Origin of the sequence: Streptomyces sp. NPDC046977, from assembly GCF_040644455.1 — a bacterium.
Classification (GTDB): domain Bacteria; phylum Actinomycetota; class Actinomycetes; order Streptomycetales; family Streptomycetaceae; genus Actinacidiphila.
This window is the reverse complement of record NZ_JBEYWO010000016.1, coordinates 24,488-41,688: the sequence shown is the minus strand read 5'-3', so window position 1 is coordinate 41,688 and position 17,201 is coordinate 24,488. Positions and strand designations below refer to the sequence as shown.

Below are 17,201 nucleotides of genomic sequence, written 5' to 3'. Positions count from 1 at the left end.
GGCGGCGGCACACGGCGGCTGCGTCACCAGGCCGCGGTGTGCGTTGGTTAGAGGGTAACCGGCGAGTAACCAACACGCCAGCCCCCCGCCCATGTGATTTGCGCCCCCGACAGATGAGCGCGCCATTAAGGTGAACATCGGGCGAGAGGGGACGCTGTGGACGACGCGGGGGACGCGCGCTTCGGGGAGCATCGTGCGGCGCGACGGGCCGGCGCCCTGTACGGCTCCCTGCTTTCCGGCGGCACCACCCTCGCCGAGCTGCGGGACCGCGGCGAGTCGCGCCGCGTCGTCGGACTGCTGTCCTTCGCGACCCAGGGTGCCGCCGAATCCCGCGACGCCTATGTGCGGCGCATGGCCGCGTCCAGGCAAGCCGCCGCCATGGTGCGGCCGTGGCTCGGACCGGAGGAGCGGGCCCTGCTCGACGGGGTGACCGGCCGGTCACCCGGTGTCCCCGCCCTGCTCGGCATCCTGCCCGGTGGGACGGACGACGAGCGCCGCTACGCCCTGGAGGCGCTGGCCGCCCGGCGCGCACCACAAAGCGCCGCACCGCTCTTCGAGCTGCTCTGCGACGCCTGCGCGGAAGGCGGCACGCCCTCCTGGTACCCGGACCTGCTGGAGCGGACCATCGGCCGCGTCGTCGGCGCGGGTGAACGCCCGCACTGGCGGCTGACCCCCTGCCCGGCGGACCTGGCCGCCGTGCCGGGAAACGTGCCTCTGCTGCTCCGGTACGCCGCCCATCCGGCACCCCGCGCCAGGGCCCTCGCCCTCGACCTGCTCGGGCGCGCCGGGGAACCGGCACACCTCGGCCTGTTCGTCGCGGCCGCCGGCGACCCCGAGGCGGCCGTGCGCGAGGCGGCGCTCGTGGCACTCGGCAGGACGGACCACCCCGGTGCGCGGGAAGCGCTCGCCGCCGTCCTGACCGAGCCGTCGCGCTCCCTGGACGAACGGGAGGTCGTGGCCGTCATGCTCGGCCGCGGCGGCGACCGCCGGGCCTTCGAGACGCTCTTCCTGCTTCTCAACCACCGCGACGCCTTCCGCAACGTCACCGCCGCGGACACCCTTGCCTGCCTCGGCGACCCGCGCACCGCCCGCGCCGCGGCCGCGCTCGCCACCAACCGGCTGCGCATCACCTATGCCCTCGCCGCGATCCGCCTCCTCGGGCGCTTGGGCGCCCCGGAGTCCGTGCCCGCCCTGACCTCCACCCTGGGATGGCTGCTGGACGAGGGACGGCTCGGCCTCCAGGCCACGCGCGGCTGCGTGCGGGAGCTCGGCCGGCTCGGGGACACGCGGGCGGTGCCCGCGCTGCGCCGGGCGGCCGGGGCGCCCGCTCTGCGTGCCCCGGCCGTGGAAGCCCTCGGCCGGATCGGCGGCCCGGCCGTGCTGGACCTGTTGCTCGCCGCGGCCGGAGACCCGCAGGAGGAGGTGCGGAGCGCCGCCGCGCGCGGGCTGGCCCGCTACCGGGACGAGCCCCGCGCCACCGCCGCGCTCGCGGGGCTGTGCGCGCCGCCGTACCCGCGGCGCGTCGTCCGGGCCCTGGTGCGTTCCGGCGACCCGGTGGCGGCTTCCGCACTGGCCAGGGCGCACAAGGAGGCGCCCAGTGCCGCGACGCGGAGGCTGGCGGGCTCCTTCAGCCCAGGTCCGCGGCGTAACGCAGCTCCTTGAGGGGCATGTCGTCGTACATTTCGATCTGGTCGGTCCCGTCCGGGCCGAAACCGGCGCGAGTGTAGAAGCGCCGCGCGGGCTCGTTGTCGGCCAGCACCCACAACCGCAGCCGGCGGAAGCCGCGTTCGGCGGCCCGGGCCCGGACGGCTGCCATGAGAGCGCGTCCGGCGCCCTTGCCGATGTGGTCGGGGCGCACATATATGGCGTACAACTCACCGACCTCACCGCCGTCCTGCTCACCGCGGTACGGGCCGAGCGCCGCCCACCCCGTCAGTTCGCCGCCCTCGGCGGACACAAGGTTGTCGACCCGCCCATTGCCCTCGTCGAACCACCCCCGGCGGCGTTCGGCATCCGCCTCGGCGTCCATCGCGTCCAGGTAGGGCTGCGGGACGATCCCCGCGTATGCCGCCCGCCAGCCGCTGACGCGGATCGCTGCCACGGCGCCGATGTCGTCGCGGGTCATCGTCCGTACTTCGTTCATGCACCGGACGCTATGCGCACCGAGGCGCTACCGGCCAGCGCCTTTCTTCACAGCAGCGTCAATTGCGTCGGCTCCGGCACCGGCTGGGCGGCGGCCGACTCGTCGGCCGGCGGCGTCGGCACGGCTCGCAGTCGCCGGGCGGCACCCGCGCGGGAGGGGCCTATGCCGAACTCGTCGGCGAATTCGTGCACCATGCGCGTGATGCGCCGCTGGTACCAGGTCGGGGCGTAGGCACCGCTCTCGTACAGCGCCTTGTAGCGGGAGATCAGACGGGGGTGGTGCACCGACAGCCACGCCATGTACCACTCGCGGGCGCCGGGGCGAAGATGCAGCACGAGCGGGGTGACCGAGGTGGCGCCGGCCGCCGCGATGGCGCGGACGGTCTCCCGCAACTGCTCCGGGGAGTCGCTGAGATAGGGCAGCACGGGCGCCATCAGCACGCCGCAGGCGATGCCGTGGTCGTTCAGTGTCCGGCAGACGTCCAGCCGCCGCGCGGGCGCGGGGGTGCCGGGCTCCACGGTGTTCCACAGCTTCCGGTCCAGGAAGCCGACGGAGACCGCGACGGAGACCTCCGTGACGCGCGACGCCTCGACCAGCAGGTCCAGGTCGCGCAGGATCAGCGACCCCTTGGTCAGGATCGAGAACGGATTGGCGTGGTCCCGCAGGGCCGCCAGGATGCCCGGCATCAGCCGGTACCGTCCCTCGGCGCGCTGGTAGCAGTCGACGTTCGTGCCCATGGCGATGTGCTCGCCCTGCCAGCGCGGCGCGGCGAGCTCGCGGCGCAGCAGTTCCGGTGCGTTGACCTTGACGACGATCTGCGAGTCGAAGTCCAGGCCGGTGTCGAGGTCCAGATAGCTGTGCGTCTTGCGCGCGAAACAGTAGACGCACGCGTGGCTGCACCCTCTGTAGGGGTTGATCGTCCACTCGAAGGGCATCCGGGACGCCCCCGGCACCCGGTTGACGATGCTGCGGGCGCGCACCTCGTGGAAGGTGATCCCGCGGAACTCGGGCGTGTCGAATGTGCGGGTCACGGCATCCATGCCGAAGAGCGCGGGTGTGGCCGCCGCCGTGTCGCGGCTCAGGTTGTCCCACCTCATGCCGCCTCCTTCTGTTGCTCTGCCCCGAGAATAGAACACCTGAGCGAAAAACGTCGAGGGGTGTCCGGAGGAGGTGCCGTCGGCGGCCGGCGGAGCACTCGGAGCCGGGGGAGTCCCGGCCCGGGCAAGAAGGCGGCGCTCGTGGGCATGGGCGGGCCCGGCCATCTGGCGTTCAAGATCGTCGATGCGCTCGGCGCCGAGGTGACGGTGCTCTCGCCGTCACTGCGCAAGGACGTCGCGGCACCGCTCGACCACAGCGGAGCCGCTGATCCGCGCCGAGGAGATCAACGAGGCGTACCAGCGGGTCCTCGTCAGCGACGCGGACGCGATCCGACGTAAGGACGTTTTACGGGCTCCGTGTACCTCAGCCCGCTGTGCGCCGTTCGAGGAGGGCGAGGTAGCGGCGGGCGAACAGATACGCGTCGCCCGGCCACCGGGCCGACAGATAACGGCCGTCCTCGACGACGAACGCATGGGTGTCGTCGTCCTCGGTTCCCCGCTGGGTCAGCACGCGGGGTCCGCGCTCGAACTGCGTCGCCGGGTCGGCGAGCGCGCCGCGCACCTCGTCCTCCACATAGGCCGGATAGGTGCGGTAGTACCGGCCGAGGCGCCAGGCGGTCGTCCAATAGGCGCTGCGCTCCATGTACTTGGGCAGGCAGGTGGTGCGGCGGTCGGCGAGGAGTCCGCGGCCCGTGGCCGGGTCCTGGGTGCGGGCCAGCACGAGGACTCCGTGGCAGATCGCGCCGACCGGCCGTTCCAGTGCCCAGAAGCGGGCCACCTGCTCCCGCAGTACGGCCGAGTCCAGGTACTGGCGCATCCCCGGCGCGTGCCCGCCGGGCAGCAGCAGCCCGTCGAACTCCGTGACGTCCGTGTCCGCCCAGCCCACCGGGTGCCCGAACGCGGCGCTGCGGGTGAGCTGTTCGTACCGGTCCTTGGCCTCCGCGGCGGCACCGAGCCGACCGAACACCACCCCGTCCAGCAGCCGCGGGTCGGCCGCGGGCCGGGTACCGGGCCGTTCGGTGGCGAGCACGACCTCGTGACCGGCCAGGGTGAGCACGTGCCACGGCACGGCGACCTCGGTCACGTCGAAGTCCCGGTCCGGGACCGGCATCCACACGCGCATGCGGGCATCATGCCAGGACTGCGCGCGTTCATGGGCGTGGACGCCACGGCCATGCGGAACAATGCTGTGCTGGAGCCTCTGCGGCTTTCCGACGGTAAGCACGCCATGGGAATGCCCGAAAGGGAATCTCGGGGACAGGGGCATGGAATCCTGGCGCCAATGTCTCTCGGCTGAACCGGCTGGCTTGGGCACGGCATCCGTGATGTCCCAAGACGGGGGAGGGACGCCGCGGGCAGAACTCTGCCGGCCGTGTCCTGGCAGGCGGGAAGAGTCGTACGTGTGCCATTGCGGTGCCGGAATATCCGCGCCACACCTTCTCCGTGAATGACCGCGGGTGCCGCAACCCGTGGACGGCCTCGGACGGTTGGTGCGGGCGATCACAAAGTCGCGCCGATTGAATTTCCGTGCCGTCCTCGAGCGTGGCGATGTTCAATTCTCGGACTTCGGAGAGGCGTGCGGCGTACGTCGTCCCTTCCCGGCGCCTTCCTACTCTCCGGCTTATGAAGAGATCAGTTGTGAGTGGTGCTACCGCAGCCGCCGCGTCCCTGACGCTGGTTGTGGCCGCTGCCGTGCTCGGCGGGGGTCTCCCGTCCGCTGACATTGGCCTGGCCGCCGGCCGCGGTTCGGACAGCACGTCGTACCTCTTCGGAGGCTCCGGCAAAGCCGGGAGCACGGCGGCGGTACGTGCCCACCGGGATCTGCTCGACCACGGCTCCGACGCGAAGATCCTCACCACCGCGCACCGGGGCCAGTGGCGAAAGGCCCCGGAGAACTCGCTGGCGGCGTTCAAGGCGGCCTACGACGACGGTGCCGAGATCATCGAGACCGACATCCAGCTCACGAAGGACGGCGTTCCCGTCCTGATGCACGACACCACCGTCGACCGCACCACCAACGGACGCGGCCCGGTCTCCGACATGACGCTCGCCCAGATCGAGCAGCTCCGCCTGCGCGAGGGACTTGGCGGCGGCCAGGCGGCGGTCACCGACCAGCAGGTGCCCACGCTGGAGGAGGCGATGGATCTCGCCAAGAATCGCGGGCTGATCAACCTGGACAAGGCCTGGCCGTTCCGGGAGCAGGTCTGGGACGTGCTCACCCGCACTGGCACCGTCGGCAACGGCCTCTACAAGAGTGACGCCCCGGTGCCGGAGGTCCAGGACTTCCTCGCCACCCACAAGGGCGCCCTCTACATGCACATGATCACGGACGGCAACCTGGGGGCCGTGGCCGCGTTCGGCGACGACCAGCCGGTGGCCTACGAGGTGAACTACGGCAGCGTCCAGGACGCCGTCGCCCGCAAGCCGTTCCTCGACGCCGTGGCCCGGCACAGCCGCGTCTTCAACAACACCATGTGGAACGGCCTGTCCGACCACATGACCGACGAGGCGTCGCTGACCGACCCGCTGCGCGGCTGGGAGGCCCTCGCGCGCAGCTTCGACACCACGATCTTCCAGACGGACGATGTGGAGAAGTTCGAGTCCTGGCTCCGCACCGGCGAGGGCGACCCCGTGCCGCACGGCGGCGTACGGGTCCAGGCCGAGAACTTCCTCCCCGGCCAGGACAGGGGCTACCACGACAACGACGGCGGGAACAATGGCGGGTTGAAGATGCGGCCCGGCGAGGACGTCGACATCGAGGACGCCGACGGCAACGTCCGGGTCGGCTGGATGCGCGGCGGCGAGTGGCTGACCTATGACGTGGACGTCCCGCGGACCGGGACGTACGCACTCTCCGTCCGGGCGTCCTCGCCGTACTCGCCCGCGGGCACCTACACCGTCTCCTTCGACGGCGGCGCCGAGAGCAAGCGGGTCGACATCCGCAACACCACGAGCCACAGCAAGGAGGTCCTGCAGCCCAGCGGTGTGCAGCAGCGGCTCACCGTCGGCCGTCACACCCTCCGGATCAGCCTTCCCCAGGACGCCTACCAGAACTGGAACCTCGACTACCTCCAGCTCGTCCCGGTCCACCGCTGAAGCACTCCTGGCCGGCCCCCGTCCGGGGACCGGCCAGGACGCGGGCTCCCGGGTGCCCCGACGGGAGCCGCCGATTTCGCGGGGGCCCGCCCGTGGTGATTGGCTTGCCGTGACGGCACACGGATCACGGCAAGTCACCGGAGGACGGCGATGGCACAGGTCGAGGCCACCACCCAGCGCGAGATCGCGGCGAGCCCGGAGAGCGTCTTCGCAGCGCTCGCCGACTACGCGGGGACGCGGCAGCGCCTGCTGCCCGAGCAGTACAGCGAGTACGAAGTGCGCGAGGGCGGGAGCGGCGCCGGCACCCTGGTGCACTGGAAGCTCCAGGCGACGGAGAAGCGCATCCGCGACTGCCTGTTCGCGGTCACCGAGCCGACCGCCGGGCAGCTCGTCGAGACGGACCGCAACTCCTCGATGGTGACCACCTGGACGGTCACCCCGGCGGGCGAGGGCCGCGCCAAGGCCGTGGTCAGCACCACCTGGACCGGCGCGGGCGGCATCGGCGGCTTCTTCGAGCGCACCTTCGCGCCCAAGGGCCTCAACCGCATCCAGGACGAGGTGCTCGCCCGCCTGGCCGCCGAGACCGAGAAGTAGCCGGCGGAAGCGGACCGCTGTGCCGGGACGGCGTCGGCGCGCTCAGTGCGTTCCGGCGCCGTCCCGGATGCCGGGCCGGTAGCCCAGGCAGCGGGAGGCCTCCTCGGCGGCCTCGACGACACCAGGGGCGAGCCGGCCCACGTCGGCCGGGGTGAGCCGCTGGGTCGGCGCACCGATACCGAGGGCCGCCACCACCTCGCCGGTGCTGCCGAAGACCGGCGCGCTGATCGAGGCCGCGCCGATGTCGCGCTCCTCGAAGGTGGCGGAGAAGCCCGTTCTGCGGATCTCCTCCAACTGGTCGTCCAGCAGGTCGATGTCCACCACGGTGCGCGGTGTGTGGCGGGTGAGGCCGTGGCCGACCGCGTCGCGGCGGGCCGTGGGGTCGAAGGCCATGAAGACCTTCCCCGCCGAGCCCGCGTGCAGGGACATCACCATGCCCACCGCGAACATCCGCATCACCACATGGTGCGTCTCGGCGAGCGAGACGACGGTGCGGTGCGCGCCGTCCCGCACATAGAGGCAGGCCGTCTCCCCGCTCCGGTCGCGCAGTCGCTGCAGCGCGGGCCGGGTGAGCCGCACCAGGTCGAGGCCGAAGGTGCCCGGTGCCGCCCACTGCACAAAGCGCAGCCCGATGCGGTAGACGTCCCCGTCGCGGTCGAGGAACCCCTCCCGCAGCAGGTTGTGCACCAGGCGCTGGCAGGTGCTGCCCGGCAGGCCGGTGGCCCGGGTGATCTCCTGCAGATTGAGTTCGGGCCGCTCGATGGTGAAGCACTCCAGGATCTGGCGGATCTTCTGCAGGACCAGCAGTGGCGCGGTCCCCGCCTTCTCGCTCATGGGTATCACCGCGTCTTCCGGGCCGGACGTCCGTCGCGTACGACGGCTACCGTATGTCAGCCGGCCGTCCCCGCCGTCGCGGCGCCCAGGCACAGAGGCACCGGCGCGGAGGACACGGCGGCGAGCGCGGAGTCGAGCCGGTGGCCGAGGAGGATGCGCAGTTGCTCGCGCACCGCCGTGAGGCGGCCGACGTCGATGCCGGTGGCGATGCCCGCGTGATGGCAGAGATGGACCAGGTCGTCGGTCCCCAGGTTGCCGGCGGCGCCCGGGGCGAAGGGGCAGCCGCCGATGCCGCCGAGCGCCGCGTCGAAGCGGCGCACGCCCAGCCGGAGTGCCTCCCAGACGTTCGCCGGCGCCATGCCGTAGGTGTTGTGCAGGTGGAGCCCGACGGGGAGTTCGGGCAGTGCTTCCCGCACGGCGGTGACGGTGCGGCGGATGTGCAGGGGACCGGCCGCCCCTATGGTGTCGGCGAGATGGAGCACACGGATGCCGAACGCGGCCAGCCTGCGGGCCGCTGCGACCACCGTGGCCGGGTCCGTCTCACCGTCGTACGGGCAGACGAACGCGGTCGCGATCGTGGCCTCCAGGCGCACACCCGAGGCCCTCAGGATCTCGACGGCCGGAGCCAGCCGGTCCAGGGACGCGTCCCGGGGCACACCGGCGTTGGCGAGGCTGTGGCCGTCGCTCGCGGAGACCGTGAGCCGGACGTCGCGCGCCCCGGCCTCGACGGCCCGCCGCGCTCCTTGTTCGTTGAACACCAGGGTGTGCAGGGAGACCGACTCGCCGGGCCGCACCCTGGCGAGCAGCAGGCCGGTGTCGGCCATCTGCGGCACCTTCTCGGGGCGGACGAACGATCCGGCCTCCAACGAGGTCACCCCCGCGTCCAGCAGCCCGTACGCCAGGCGCAGTTTGTCCGCGGTGGGAATCACGACGGGCTCGTTCTGGAGGCCGTCACGGAGCAGGACGTCCGTGATCAGCACCTGGTCGGGTGTGCCGGGCATTCACACCACCCCCAGGTCGCGCAGTTCCTGCCGGCGGCCCGCCCCTATGCCGAGTTCGGCCAGGACGGCGTCGGTGTGCTCGCCCAGGTCGGGCCCGAGCCAGCGGGTGCGGCCGGGCGCCTCGGTGAGTTTGGGGACCACGCCGGGGAAGGCCACGTCCTGGTGCCATCCGGGGGCTATGGCGACGCGATGGCGTTCGAGCATGCCGCGTGCCGCGAAGTGCGGGTCCTTGGCGATCTCGGCCGCGGTGAGGATCGGGCCGCAGGGGACGTCGCCGGCGTCCAGCCGCATCAGGACCTGCTCGTGCGGCAGTTCGGCGGTCCAGGCCGCGATGGCCGCGTCGAGCTCGGCGACGTGCCGCACCCTGCCCGCGTTGTCCGCCAGGCGCGGGTCGTCCGCCAGGCCGGGCCGGCCGATGACGGTCATCAGGCGCCGGAAGACGGCGTCGCCGTTGCCGCTGATCACGACGTAACGCCCGTCCTGGCACGCGTAGGTGTTGGAGGGCGCTATGCCCGGGAGCGCGCCACCGGTGCGTTCCCGCTCGATCCCGAAGGCGTCGTAGTCGGGCGTCAGGGACTCGGTCAGGGAGTACACGGCCTCGTACAGGGCGACGTCCACGACGTCCCCGCGCCCGGTGGCGGCGCGGCGGTGGAGCGCGGCCAGGGTGCCGACGACGGCGTACAGGCCGGCCACGGAGTCGGCGAGGCTGATGCCGAGCCGGGTGGGAGGCCGGTCGGGATACCCCGTGAGCTGGCGCAGCCCGCCCACCGCCTCCGCGACCCCGCCGAAGCCGGGACGGTCGCGGTACGGCCCGGTCTGCCCGTAGCCGGAGATCCGGGCCAGCACCAGACCGGGGTTGGCCGTGCGCATCGGCTCCTCGCCCAGTCCCCAGCGCTCCAGGGTGCCGGGGCGGAAGTTCTCCAGCACCACGTCGCAGCGGCGGACCAGCGCGAGGGCGATGTCGCGGCCTTCCGGGCGCCCCAGGTCGAGCGTGAGCGACCTCTTGCTGCGGTTCATCGCGCGGAACAGCAGGGAGGTGTCGCCCTCGTGGAGCCGCCAGCGGCGCAGTTCGTCGCCGCCGCGCGGCCGTTCGACCTTGACGACGTCGGCCCCGAGATCCGCCATCAGACGGCCCGCCGAGGGGGCGGCGATGAAGTTGCCCATCTCCAGGACGCGCAGCCCCGTGAGGGGGCCGGACGCCTCTCCATGACGCGCAGACGATTCGGGCATCTGCGATCACCTCGCAACCCATATCGTGATGTCTATTTCCAGCATGTGGGTCGAGAGGCTTCCCGTCAAGAAATCCGTTATATCGCTTCAAATAGGTGCTTAATGAGCTGACAGGATCGTGTACGCAGGGTGCCGGCCTATGCATGCGCAATGGATGACGGAGCGGAGTACCCTCATGATGAGATGCCGTCTCACAGAGAGCCGGTTGTGGACGAGCCCGCCTCCGCACCACGACGGGGCGCCTGGCCGTACTCGCCTTCCCCGGCACCGCGTGTGCAAGGAGCGAGCGGATGTCGCAGATCCCCGTGCTGGTCAACACCGGCGTCGCGATCGTCGCCATTGTCGTGCTGATCGTCCGCTTCCGCGTGAACCCCGTGATCTCCCTCGTGGTGGGGTCGCTCTACCTGGGGCTCGCGACCGGGCTGGGGCCCGACAGGACGGTCAAAACCATCACCACCGGCTTCGGCAACATCATGGCCGAGGTGGGCCTGCTGATCGCCTTCGGTGTGCTCATGGGCTCGCTCCTGAAGGAGATGGGTGCCATCGAGCGGCTGGTCGAGCACCTGCTGAGACTCTTCGGCCCCCGGCGGCTGCCGCACTCGATGGCGCTGACCATCGCCACACTCCTGCAGGCGATCTACCTCGACGTGCTCCTGGTGATCTGCGCGCCGCTGGCCCGTACCGCCTCCCGCCGGATCGGACCCTGGGGACCCGCCCGCATGGCCGCCGCCCTGGCGATCGGCCTGGAGAGCGGCATCGTGCTCATGGTGCCGGGTGTCGGCGCGCTCGCCCTGGCCGCCCTGCTGCACGTACCGCTGGGCACGATGCTGCTGTGGGGCCTCGTCCTGGTCGTCCCGACCGTCCTGATCTCCGTGTCGGTCATGACGTTCTTCTTCCGGCGGGGCTTCTGGAACAGCGCCACCGACGAGAACACCGCTATGGAGCCCGCCGCCCCCGAACCCCCGAGGACGGCGGAGAGCGAAGTCAAGGAGGACACCAAGGAGCAGGACAGCAAGCGGACGGCATGGCCGGTGAGGGTGAGGTCCTTGCCGGCAGCCGCCCTCGTGGGCGCCGTCCACGGCCCCGGCCGTCCGAGGGCGGCGGGGCCGGTCCGGCCCCCGGTGTGCCGGCCGGGCCTCCGCCCGGCCGCCGACGGCGAGCGGGCGCCGGTCGCGGTGTCCGGTGACGGTCCGGGCCTGTTCGTGCGCTTCGCCCCGCTCCTGGCCGCCCTGCTGATGATCGCCATCGGCGCGGTCTTCGACGCGCTCGGCGTCAGGAACGCCGTCCTGTCCTTCATCGCCAACCCCGTGGTGGCTCTGCTCACCGGGCTCGTCGGCACGGTCCTCGTCGGCCGGGCCGCCGTGGGCCGCGAAGGCGTGGAGCGCGCCGTGGTGCGCGGGTTCAAGGACAGCGGCCAGATCCTCATCCTCACGGCCGTCGGCGGTTCGCTGGCCGCGGTGGTGGCCGCGAGCGGTCTGGGCCACGTCCTGCGCGGCTACTTCACGACCGGGGACGTGGCGCCCCTGCTGCTGATCTGGGCCGTCGCCGCCGTGCTGCACATGGCCATCGGCTCGGTCACCATCTCCGCCATCACGGCCGCCGGCATCCTCGCCCCGATCTCGCCCGCCCTCGGGCTCGACCCGGTTCTGGTCGCGCTCGCCGTTGGCGCCGGCTCGCTCTTCGCCGTGCACGTCACCAGCAACACCTTCTGGCTCCTGCAGTCGCTGATGGGGCAGACCACGCGGGGCACGCTCAAGACGTGCACGGTCGGCGTCTCGGTCGCCTCCGTCGTGGCCCTCCTGCTGCTCCTCCCGCTGAGCCTGGTCCTGTGACGGCGGTCCGTTGACAACCGTGCGTTGACAACCGTCCGCGTCCGGCGACCGCCCCCATGGGCACGGGCCTGCGAGTTGGTCACTTGAACGGGTGGTTCTGCACGTCCACGGCGCATCCCCGGGCCTTTTGGTCGTTGTCGAAAGGTCAGGCGCGACGAGGGGAGTGGACACGGCGATGGGCGGCACCATGGCGACGGCTCTGACCGATCGAAGCGAACCCCTCGCCGACGAGTCCGGCGCCGGAGCAGGCGCGGGCGCGGACGACGGCGCGTCCTCGGACCACGGGATTCCCGCCGCCGACCTCACGCCGCGCAGGGTGCGGCTGGTCTTCCTGGGGCTCATGCTGACCCTGCTGCTCGCCGCGCTCGACCAGATGATCGTGGCGACCGCGCTCCCCAAGATCGTCGGGGAACTGCACGGGCTGGACCGGATGTCCTGGGCCGTGACGGCCTATCTGCTCGCCTCGACGATCGGGCTGCCGCTGTACGGCAAGCTCGGCGACCTCTTCGGACGCAAGATCGTCTTCCAGTTCGCCATCGTCGTCTTCGTCATCGGCTCCGCGCTGGCCGGCTGGTCGCGCACCATGAACGAGCTCATCGCCTTCCGCACCGTGCAGGGCATCGGCGGCGGAGGCCTGATGATCGGCGTGCAGGCGATCATCGCGGACATCGTCCCGCCCCGGCAGCGCGGCCGCTACATGGGCCTGATCGGCGCCGCGTTCGGCCTGGCGTCGGTGGCGGGACCGCTGCTCGGCGGCTTCTTCACCGACCACGCCTCGTGGCGCTGGTGCTTCTACATCAACGTGCCCTTCGGTCTGCTGACCCTCGCCATGATCGCCGTCGTGCTGCGGCTGCCCCGGCCCGCGGTGCGGCCGAGGCTGGACGTGCTGGGGGCGCTGCTGCTGGCCGCCGGCTCCACCTGCGCGGTCCTGCTGACGAGTTGGGGCGGCAGCACCTACGCATGGGACTCGGAGGTCGTGATCGGGCTGGGCGCCGGAGCGGCGCTCTGCGCGGTGCTCTTCGTGGTGGTGGAACGGTTCGCAGTGGAACCGGTCATCCCCCTGCGGTTGTTCCGGGACGGGATCTTCACGGTGTCGGCCCTCATCGGCGCCGTCACCGGCGTCGGGCTCTTCGGCGCGGCCAGCTACCTGCCCACCTTCCTGCAGATGGTCAACGGGGTCAGCGCCACCGAGTCCGGGCTGCTGATGCTCCCCATGATGCTGGGCGTCGTCCTGGCCTCGGTCGTCTCCGGCCAGCTCATCAGCCGCACCGGGCGCTACAAGGTCTTCCCCCTGCTCGGCGGCGCGCTGTCGGTGCTCGGCATGTGGCTGCTCTCGCGGCTGGACATCGACACCCCGCGTGCCGAGTACAGCGTCTACATGGCGGTCCTGGGACTCGGCATCGGCCTGGTGCTGCCCGTGCTGATCCTGGCCGTGCAGAACTCGGTGCGCCCCGCCGACCTGGGCGCTGCCACCAGCGCCAACAACTACTTCCGGCAAATCGGCGGTTCGGTCGGCGCCGCCGTCTTCGGCACCCTGTTCGCCAACCGCCTCGCGGACCGGCTGGCCGAGGGCCTGCCGCGCGGCTCCGCACTGCCCGACCCGCAGTCGATCACACCGCAGATGGTGCACGCGATGCCGGCCGCGTTGCGCGACGCCTATGTGCAGGCGTACGCCACCGCGATGCCGCGCATCTTCCTCTACCTGGTGCCCGTCCTGGCGACCGGATTCCTGCTCGCCTTCCTCCTGAAAGAGAAACCCCTGGTGACCCAGCACGTCCCCACCGCCCGCAAGGCCGACCTCGCCGGTGTCCCGGTGTGCGGAACGGTCCAGCACGCCGACGGCAGCACCGTGGGGCGGGCCGCGCTCACCCTCATCGATGTGACCGGGCGTCAGGTCGGTCGCGGTGCCACAGGGGACGACGGCCGGTACGCGCTGAGCACACCGGGCGGCGGCAGTTATGTGCTGATCGCGGCGGCCGGGGGACACCAGCCGCAGGCCGTGAGCGTCACCGTCGGAGAGCGCGCGGTGGAACTGGACGTCGTGCTCGGCGGCGCCGGGCGGCTCGCAGGGATCGTGCACACCGCCGACGGCACCCCGGTGCGCGAGGCGACCGTGACCCTCACCGACGCCGGCGGCGACGTCGTGGCCAGCACGCGGACCGGCCGCGACGGCGACTACACCCTCACCGAGTTGATCGCCGGCGAGTACACGCTCGCGGCCAACGCCCCCGCGTACCGGCCCGCGGCGCTCCCGGTCTCCGTGCAGGCCGCGCGGGAGACCCGGCAGGACGTCGAACTCGCGGGCGGCGCCATGCTGCGCGGCACCGTGCGCGCCCCCGGCGGGCGCCCGGTGGAGGACGCGCGGGTCACGCTCCTGGACGCGGCGGGCAATGTCCTGGACACGGTCACGACCGGGGCGGACGGCACCTTCCGCTTCGTGGACCTGGCCGCGGGGGAGTACACGGTGATCGCCTCCGGCTACCCGCCGGTGGCCACCGTCCTCCGCCTCGCGGGCGGCGGACGCGCCGAGCGCGACGTGCTGCTCGGCTACGAGGACTGACGCGCGGGCTCCTTCGTCAGTGACGTTCTGTCAATTTCACATTGGAGTACGCAAGTTTGCCGCAATGACGCGCGCGGCACCCGGTGACGGTCGTACCGTGGTGGCGGAGCCGCAGATCATGCGCGGGGCGCCGACCACGCCCGGCCGCGATCGGTGTCCGGCACCACAGGGGAAGGAGCCGAAGCGCGTCATGGAACGTCGCACCCCGCTCGGGGAGGGCAGCCGTCCGGCGCTGCCGCCGCAGCGTACGGGCCTTTCGGGACGCATTCCGCTCGCCGTGGTCGTCGTGGACCGCGACGGGCTGGTCTCCCACTGGAGCACCGGTGCCCGCAAACTCTTCGGCAGCACACGCGAGCAGGCGGTCGGCCGCTCCGCCGTCGACCTGCTGCCGGTCTCCGGTGCCCTCGGCGACGGCGCGGGCGGTCCCTACGGCACGGACACCGTCAGCGGCGCCGCCTACGGGCCCGGTTCCCTCGGCCCCTATGAGGGTCCCGACCTCGACGCCTCCCTGAGCGGCGAGACCTCCTACCCCACCGCGGGGCGCGCACGTCTCAACCGCAGCCATGACACCGTTGTCGACGACGCCCCGGTGGATGTGCTCTGGTGGTCCTACCCCCTGGTCGGACCGGGGCCCGAGACGCTCCTCGTACTCGCCGCCGACGCGGCGCAGTTGCACGTCGAGGCCGGTCAGGAGGGGGACGCCGGTGGCGAGTTCGAGCGCATCGCCCCCGGCTTCGCCCTGCACACCGAGTTCCCCGGCGCCGAGGGACTCGCCAAGCGGCTGCCGGAGATCCTGCCCAGCATGGGCGTCGCCGAGAGCGGCCGGATCGTCTCCCAGGTGCTGGAACTCGGCTACCCCGTCCTGGAGATCAGCCGGCACGACCGCGTCCCGGTCACCCCCGACTGGGGTGTGCCCCGCAGGGCCGAGCGCCGCGCCGACGGGCTGCGTGCCGCCCGCGAGGCCGCCGCCGACCCGCGGGCCGCCGCGGCCGAGGAGGCGGAGCCGGACATCGAGTACGCCGCCGTCCGCGAACGCCTGGAGTTCCTCAACGAGGTCAGCGGCCGCATCGGCAGCTCCCTGGACCTGTCCCGCACGATCCAGGAGGTCAGCGCCGCCGTGGTGCCGCGCTTCACGGACGTGGCGGCCACCTATCTGCGCGCACAGGTGCCGGCGGGCGAGGGCTTCCCCGACGGGCCGCCGGACGTCACGACCGTGTGGTACCAGGTCGCCGTGGAGCACACCGACGAACCCGGCCGCTGGGACGACGTGGTGCCCGTCGGCGAGTCGACCACCTTCCCCGAGCACACCCCGTTCTTCCAGTGCATGACGAGCGGGCAGCCGGTCCTCGTGCCGAGGATCACCGAGCCCATGGGCGAGGAGATCGCCGCGCAGTTCGAGAAGCGCGACATACGGCCCCTGATCACCGGGCGGTCGATGCTGGTGGTGCCACTCAAGGCGCGTGACGTGGTGCTCGGCTTCATGATCCTCCTGCGCCACCGCGAGCGGCCGCCGTTCAACGACATGGACCGTGTGACCGGCGCCGAACTGGCGGCCCGGGCCGGGCTCGTGCTCGACAACGCCCGCATGTACACGTACCAGGAGAACATCGCCGACACCCTCCAGGCGGGCATGCTGCCGCAGATCACGGCGCGCATGCCCGGCTGCGACGTGGTGACGCGCAGCCGGCCGGGCAACGGGCGGGGACGGGCCGGCGGCGACTGGTTCGACGCCATCAAGCTCCCCGGCTCCCGGGTGGCGCTGGTCGTCGGTGACGTCATGGCGCACGGACTCCACGCGACCGCCATGATGGGGCAGTTGCGCACCGCCGTGCAGACCATGGCCGCGCTGGACCTGCCGCCCGCGCAACTGCTGCGCAGCCTCGACGACCTCGCCCAGCGGCTCGGCGAGAACTACCTGGCCACCTGCTCGTACGTGGTGTACGACCCGGTCCACGGCGAGCTGTCCATCGGCAACGCGGGACACACCCCGCCCGTGCTGGTGCGTGCCGGGGACGGTCGCGCCGAGCTGCTGGACGTGCCCACGGGCGCGCCGATCGGCATCGGCGGCGTGGCCTTCGAGACGGTTCGGGTGCCGGTCGCGCCGGGCGACCGGCTGCTGCTGTGCACCGACGGACTGGTGGAGGCGCGCGGTCAGGACACGGGCACGGGACTGGCGGCGCTGTGCGAGAGCGCCACGCGGGAGGCCGCCTCGATGGACGACGCGTGCGACACGGTCATCCGCGCGCTGGGCAGGCCCGGCGGCCGTGCGGACGACACCGCCGTGCTGATGGCCCGCCTCGGCGGCATCGCACGGGAGGACGTCGTCAGCTGGCAGCTCGCCCTCGACACGCGCGAGGTGCGACGGGCCCGTGCGCTCACCCGCGACACCCTGGAGCGGTGGGGCGCGCCGGAGGCCGCCGAGACCGCCGCGCTGCTGGTCGGAGAGGTCGTCACCAACGCCGTACGCCACGCGCACACGCGCCACGTGGAACTGCGGCTGGTGCGCGCGGACGCGTTGCTGTGCGAGGTCACCGACGACGACCACGCCCTGCCCGTCCTGCTCGGCGCGGGTCCGGAGGAGGAGAGGGGCCGCGGGCTGCGCATCGTCAGCCGGCTGGCGCGGGAATGGGGCGCGAGCCGCACGGCGCAGGGCAAGACGGTCTGGTTCGAGCAGCAGCTGCCGTGCCGGAGCGCCGCCGCGCGGACGTGACCGACGTGACCTACGTGACCGACGTGACCGACGTGACCGACGCCGGGGCACGACACGCTCGCGAGGCTCTGTTCCTCCCCGCGGCCGGGCCGGGCCGGCGGTGC

12 protein-coding genes and 1 pseudogene are annotated in these 17,201 nt (G+C 72.3%); 7 read left to right on the top strand and 6 right to left on the bottom strand.

Annotation, left to right across the window (positions count from 1 at the left end; all coding sequences use genetic code 11):
• Nucleotides 1-156: 156 nt before the first annotated feature.
• The gene (locus ABZ883_RS22990; RefSeq protein ID WP_360908873.1) at nt 157-1,662 is read left to right on the top strand and encodes a HEAT repeat domain-containing protein; all 1,506 of its coding nucleotides are present in this window, start codon (nt 157-159) and stop codon (nt 1,660-1,662) included.
• Here ABZ883_RS22990 and ABZ883_RS22985 read toward each other — a convergent pair.
• Nucleotides 1,628-2,143, bottom strand: a complete 516-nt coding sequence (locus ABZ883_RS22985) for a GNAT family N-acetyltransferase (RefSeq protein WP_360908871.1) — start codon at nt 2,141-2,143, stop codon at nt 1,628-1,630. The genes ABZ883_RS22990 and ABZ883_RS22985 overlap by 35 nt on opposite strands.
• 47 nt (nt 2,144-2,190) lie before the next feature.
• The gene (locus ABZ883_RS22980; protein WP_360908869.1) at nt 2,191-3,240 is read right to left on the bottom strand and encodes an Rv2578c family radical SAM protein; all 1,050 of its coding nucleotides are present in this window, start codon (nt 3,238-3,240) and stop codon (nt 2,191-2,193) included.
• Nucleotides 3,241-3,351: 111 nt separating this feature from the next.
• On the opposite strand from ABZ883_RS22980, the pseudogene ABZ883_RS22975 reads away from it, so the two are divergent.
• Nucleotides 3,352-3,471: pseudogene (locus tag ABZ883_RS22975) on the top strand (alcohol dehydrogenase); the annotation flags it as partial.
• A gap of 133 nt (nt 3,472-3,604) precedes the next feature.
• On the opposite strand, the gene ABZ883_RS22970 reads toward ABZ883_RS22975, so the two are convergent.
• Nucleotides 3,605-4,363 carry a type 1 glutamine amidotransferase domain-containing protein gene (locus tag ABZ883_RS22970; RefSeq protein ID WP_360908867.1) on the bottom strand — a complete coding sequence of 253 codons (759 nt, stop codon included), beginning with the start codon at nt 4,361-4,363 and terminating at the stop codon, nt 3,605-3,607.
• Between the two features lie 500 nt (nt 4,364-4,863).
• Here ABZ883_RS22970 and ABZ883_RS22965 point away from each other — a divergent pair, with 500 nt between their 5' ends.
• Together ABZ883_RS22965 and ABZ883_RS22960 are read left to right on the top strand one after the other, a co-directional pair.
• The gene (locus ABZ883_RS22965; RefSeq protein ID WP_360908865.1) at nt 4,864-6,336 is read left to right on the top strand and encodes a glycerophosphodiester phosphodiesterase family protein; all 1,473 of its coding nucleotides are present in this window, start codon (nt 4,864-4,866) and stop codon (nt 6,334-6,336) included.
• A gap of 150 nt (nt 6,337-6,486) precedes the next feature.
• Complete coding sequence (locus tag ABZ883_RS22960; RefSeq protein WP_360908863.1) at nt 6,487-6,930, top strand: SRPBCC family protein; 444 nt, start codon at nt 6,487-6,489, stop codon at nt 6,928-6,930.
• 42 nt (nt 6,931-6,972) lie between these two features.
• Here the strand turns inward: ABZ883_RS22960 and ABZ883_RS22955 are convergent, their stop codons facing one another.
• Genes ABZ883_RS22955 through ABZ883_RS22945 form a run of 3 tightly spaced genes read right to left on the bottom strand, consistent with a single transcriptional unit; the run spans nt 6,973 to nt 9,995 of the window.
• On the bottom strand, nt 6,973-7,764 hold the full coding sequence (locus ABZ883_RS22955; RefSeq protein WP_360908861.1) for an IclR family transcriptional regulator: 792 nt from the start codon (nt 7,762-7,764) through the stop codon (nt 6,973-6,975).
• A 56-nt stretch (nt 7,765-7,820) separates the two neighbouring features.
• Nucleotides 7,821-8,765: a hydroxymethylglutaryl-CoA lyase gene (locus ABZ883_RS22950; RefSeq protein WP_360908859.1), complete on the bottom strand. Its 945-nt coding sequence runs from the start codon at nt 8,763-8,765 to the stop codon at nt 7,821-7,823.
• Nucleotides 8,766-9,995 (bottom strand): CaiB/BaiF CoA-transferase family protein, encoded by a 1,230-nt coding sequence (locus ABZ883_RS22945; RefSeq protein WP_360908857.1) that lies wholly within the window; start codon nt 9,993-9,995, stop codon nt 8,766-8,768.
• A 290-nt stretch (nt 9,996-10,285) separates the two neighbouring features.
• On the opposite strand from ABZ883_RS22945, the gene ABZ883_RS22940 reads away from it, so the two are divergent.
• From ABZ883_RS22940 to ABZ883_RS22930, 3 genes are all read left to right on the top strand, one after another.
• On the top strand, nt 10,286-11,827 hold the full coding sequence (locus tag ABZ883_RS22940) for an SLC13 family permease (RefSeq protein WP_360908855.1): 1,542 nt from the start codon (nt 10,286-10,288) through the stop codon (nt 11,825-11,827).
• A gap of 175 nt (nt 11,828-12,002) precedes the next feature.
• Nucleotides 12,003-14,387, top strand: coding sequence for an MFS transporter (locus tag ABZ883_RS22935; RefSeq protein WP_360908852.1), 2,385 nt, complete (start codon nt 12,003-12,005; stop codon nt 14,385-14,387).
• Nucleotides 14,388-14,577: 190 nt separating this feature from the next.
• Nucleotides 14,578-17,097: a SpoIIE family protein phosphatase gene (locus ABZ883_RS22930; protein WP_360908850.1), complete on the top strand. Its 2,520-nt coding sequence runs from the start codon at nt 14,578-14,580 to the stop codon at nt 17,095-17,097.
• Nucleotides 17,098-17,201 lie beyond the last annotated feature (104 nt).

Bases quoted from the DNA above. Each gene is read 5' to 3' on its own strand.
- ABZ883_RS22985 (WP_360908871.1), bottom strand. From the start codon at position 2,143: ATGAACGAAGTACGGACGATGACCCGCGACGACATCGGCGCCGTGGCA.
- ABZ883_RS22945 (WP_360908857.1), bottom strand. From the start codon at position 9,995: ATGCCCGAATCGTCTGCGCGTCATGGAGAGGCGTCCGGCCCCCTCACG.
- ABZ883_RS22980 (WP_360908869.1), bottom strand. From the start codon at position 3,240: ATGAGGTGGGACAACCTGAGCCGCGACACGGCGGCGGCCACACCCGCG.
- ABZ883_RS22950 (WP_360908859.1), bottom strand. From the start codon at position 8,765: ATGCCCGGCACACCCGACCAGGTGCTGATCACGGACGTCCTGCTCCGT.
- ABZ883_RS22960 (WP_360908863.1), top strand. From the start codon at position 6,487: ATGGCACAGGTCGAGGCCACCACCCAGCGCGAGATCGCGGCGAGCCCG.
- ABZ883_RS22965 (WP_360908865.1), top strand. From the start codon at position 4,864: ATGAAGAGATCAGTTGTGAGTGGTGCTACCGCAGCCGCCGCGTCCCTG.
- ABZ883_RS22930 (WP_360908850.1), top strand. From the start codon at position 14,578: ATGGAACGTCGCACCCCGCTCGGGGAGGGCAGCCGTCCGGCGCTGCCG.
- ABZ883_RS22935 (WP_360908852.1), top strand. From the start codon at position 12,003: ATGGGCGGCACCATGGCGACGGCTCTGACCGATCGAAGCGAACCCCTC.
- ABZ883_RS22940 (WP_360908855.1), top strand. From the start codon at position 10,286: ATGTCGCAGATCCCCGTGCTGGTCAACACCGGCGTCGCGATCGTCGCC.
- ABZ883_RS22955 (WP_360908861.1), bottom strand. From the start codon at position 7,764: ATGAGCGAGAAGGCGGGGACCGCGCCACTGCTGGTCCTGCAGAAGATC.
- ABZ883_RS22970 (WP_360908867.1), bottom strand. From the start codon at position 4,363: ATGCGCGTGTGGATGCCGGTCCCGGACCGGGACTTCGACGTGACCGAG.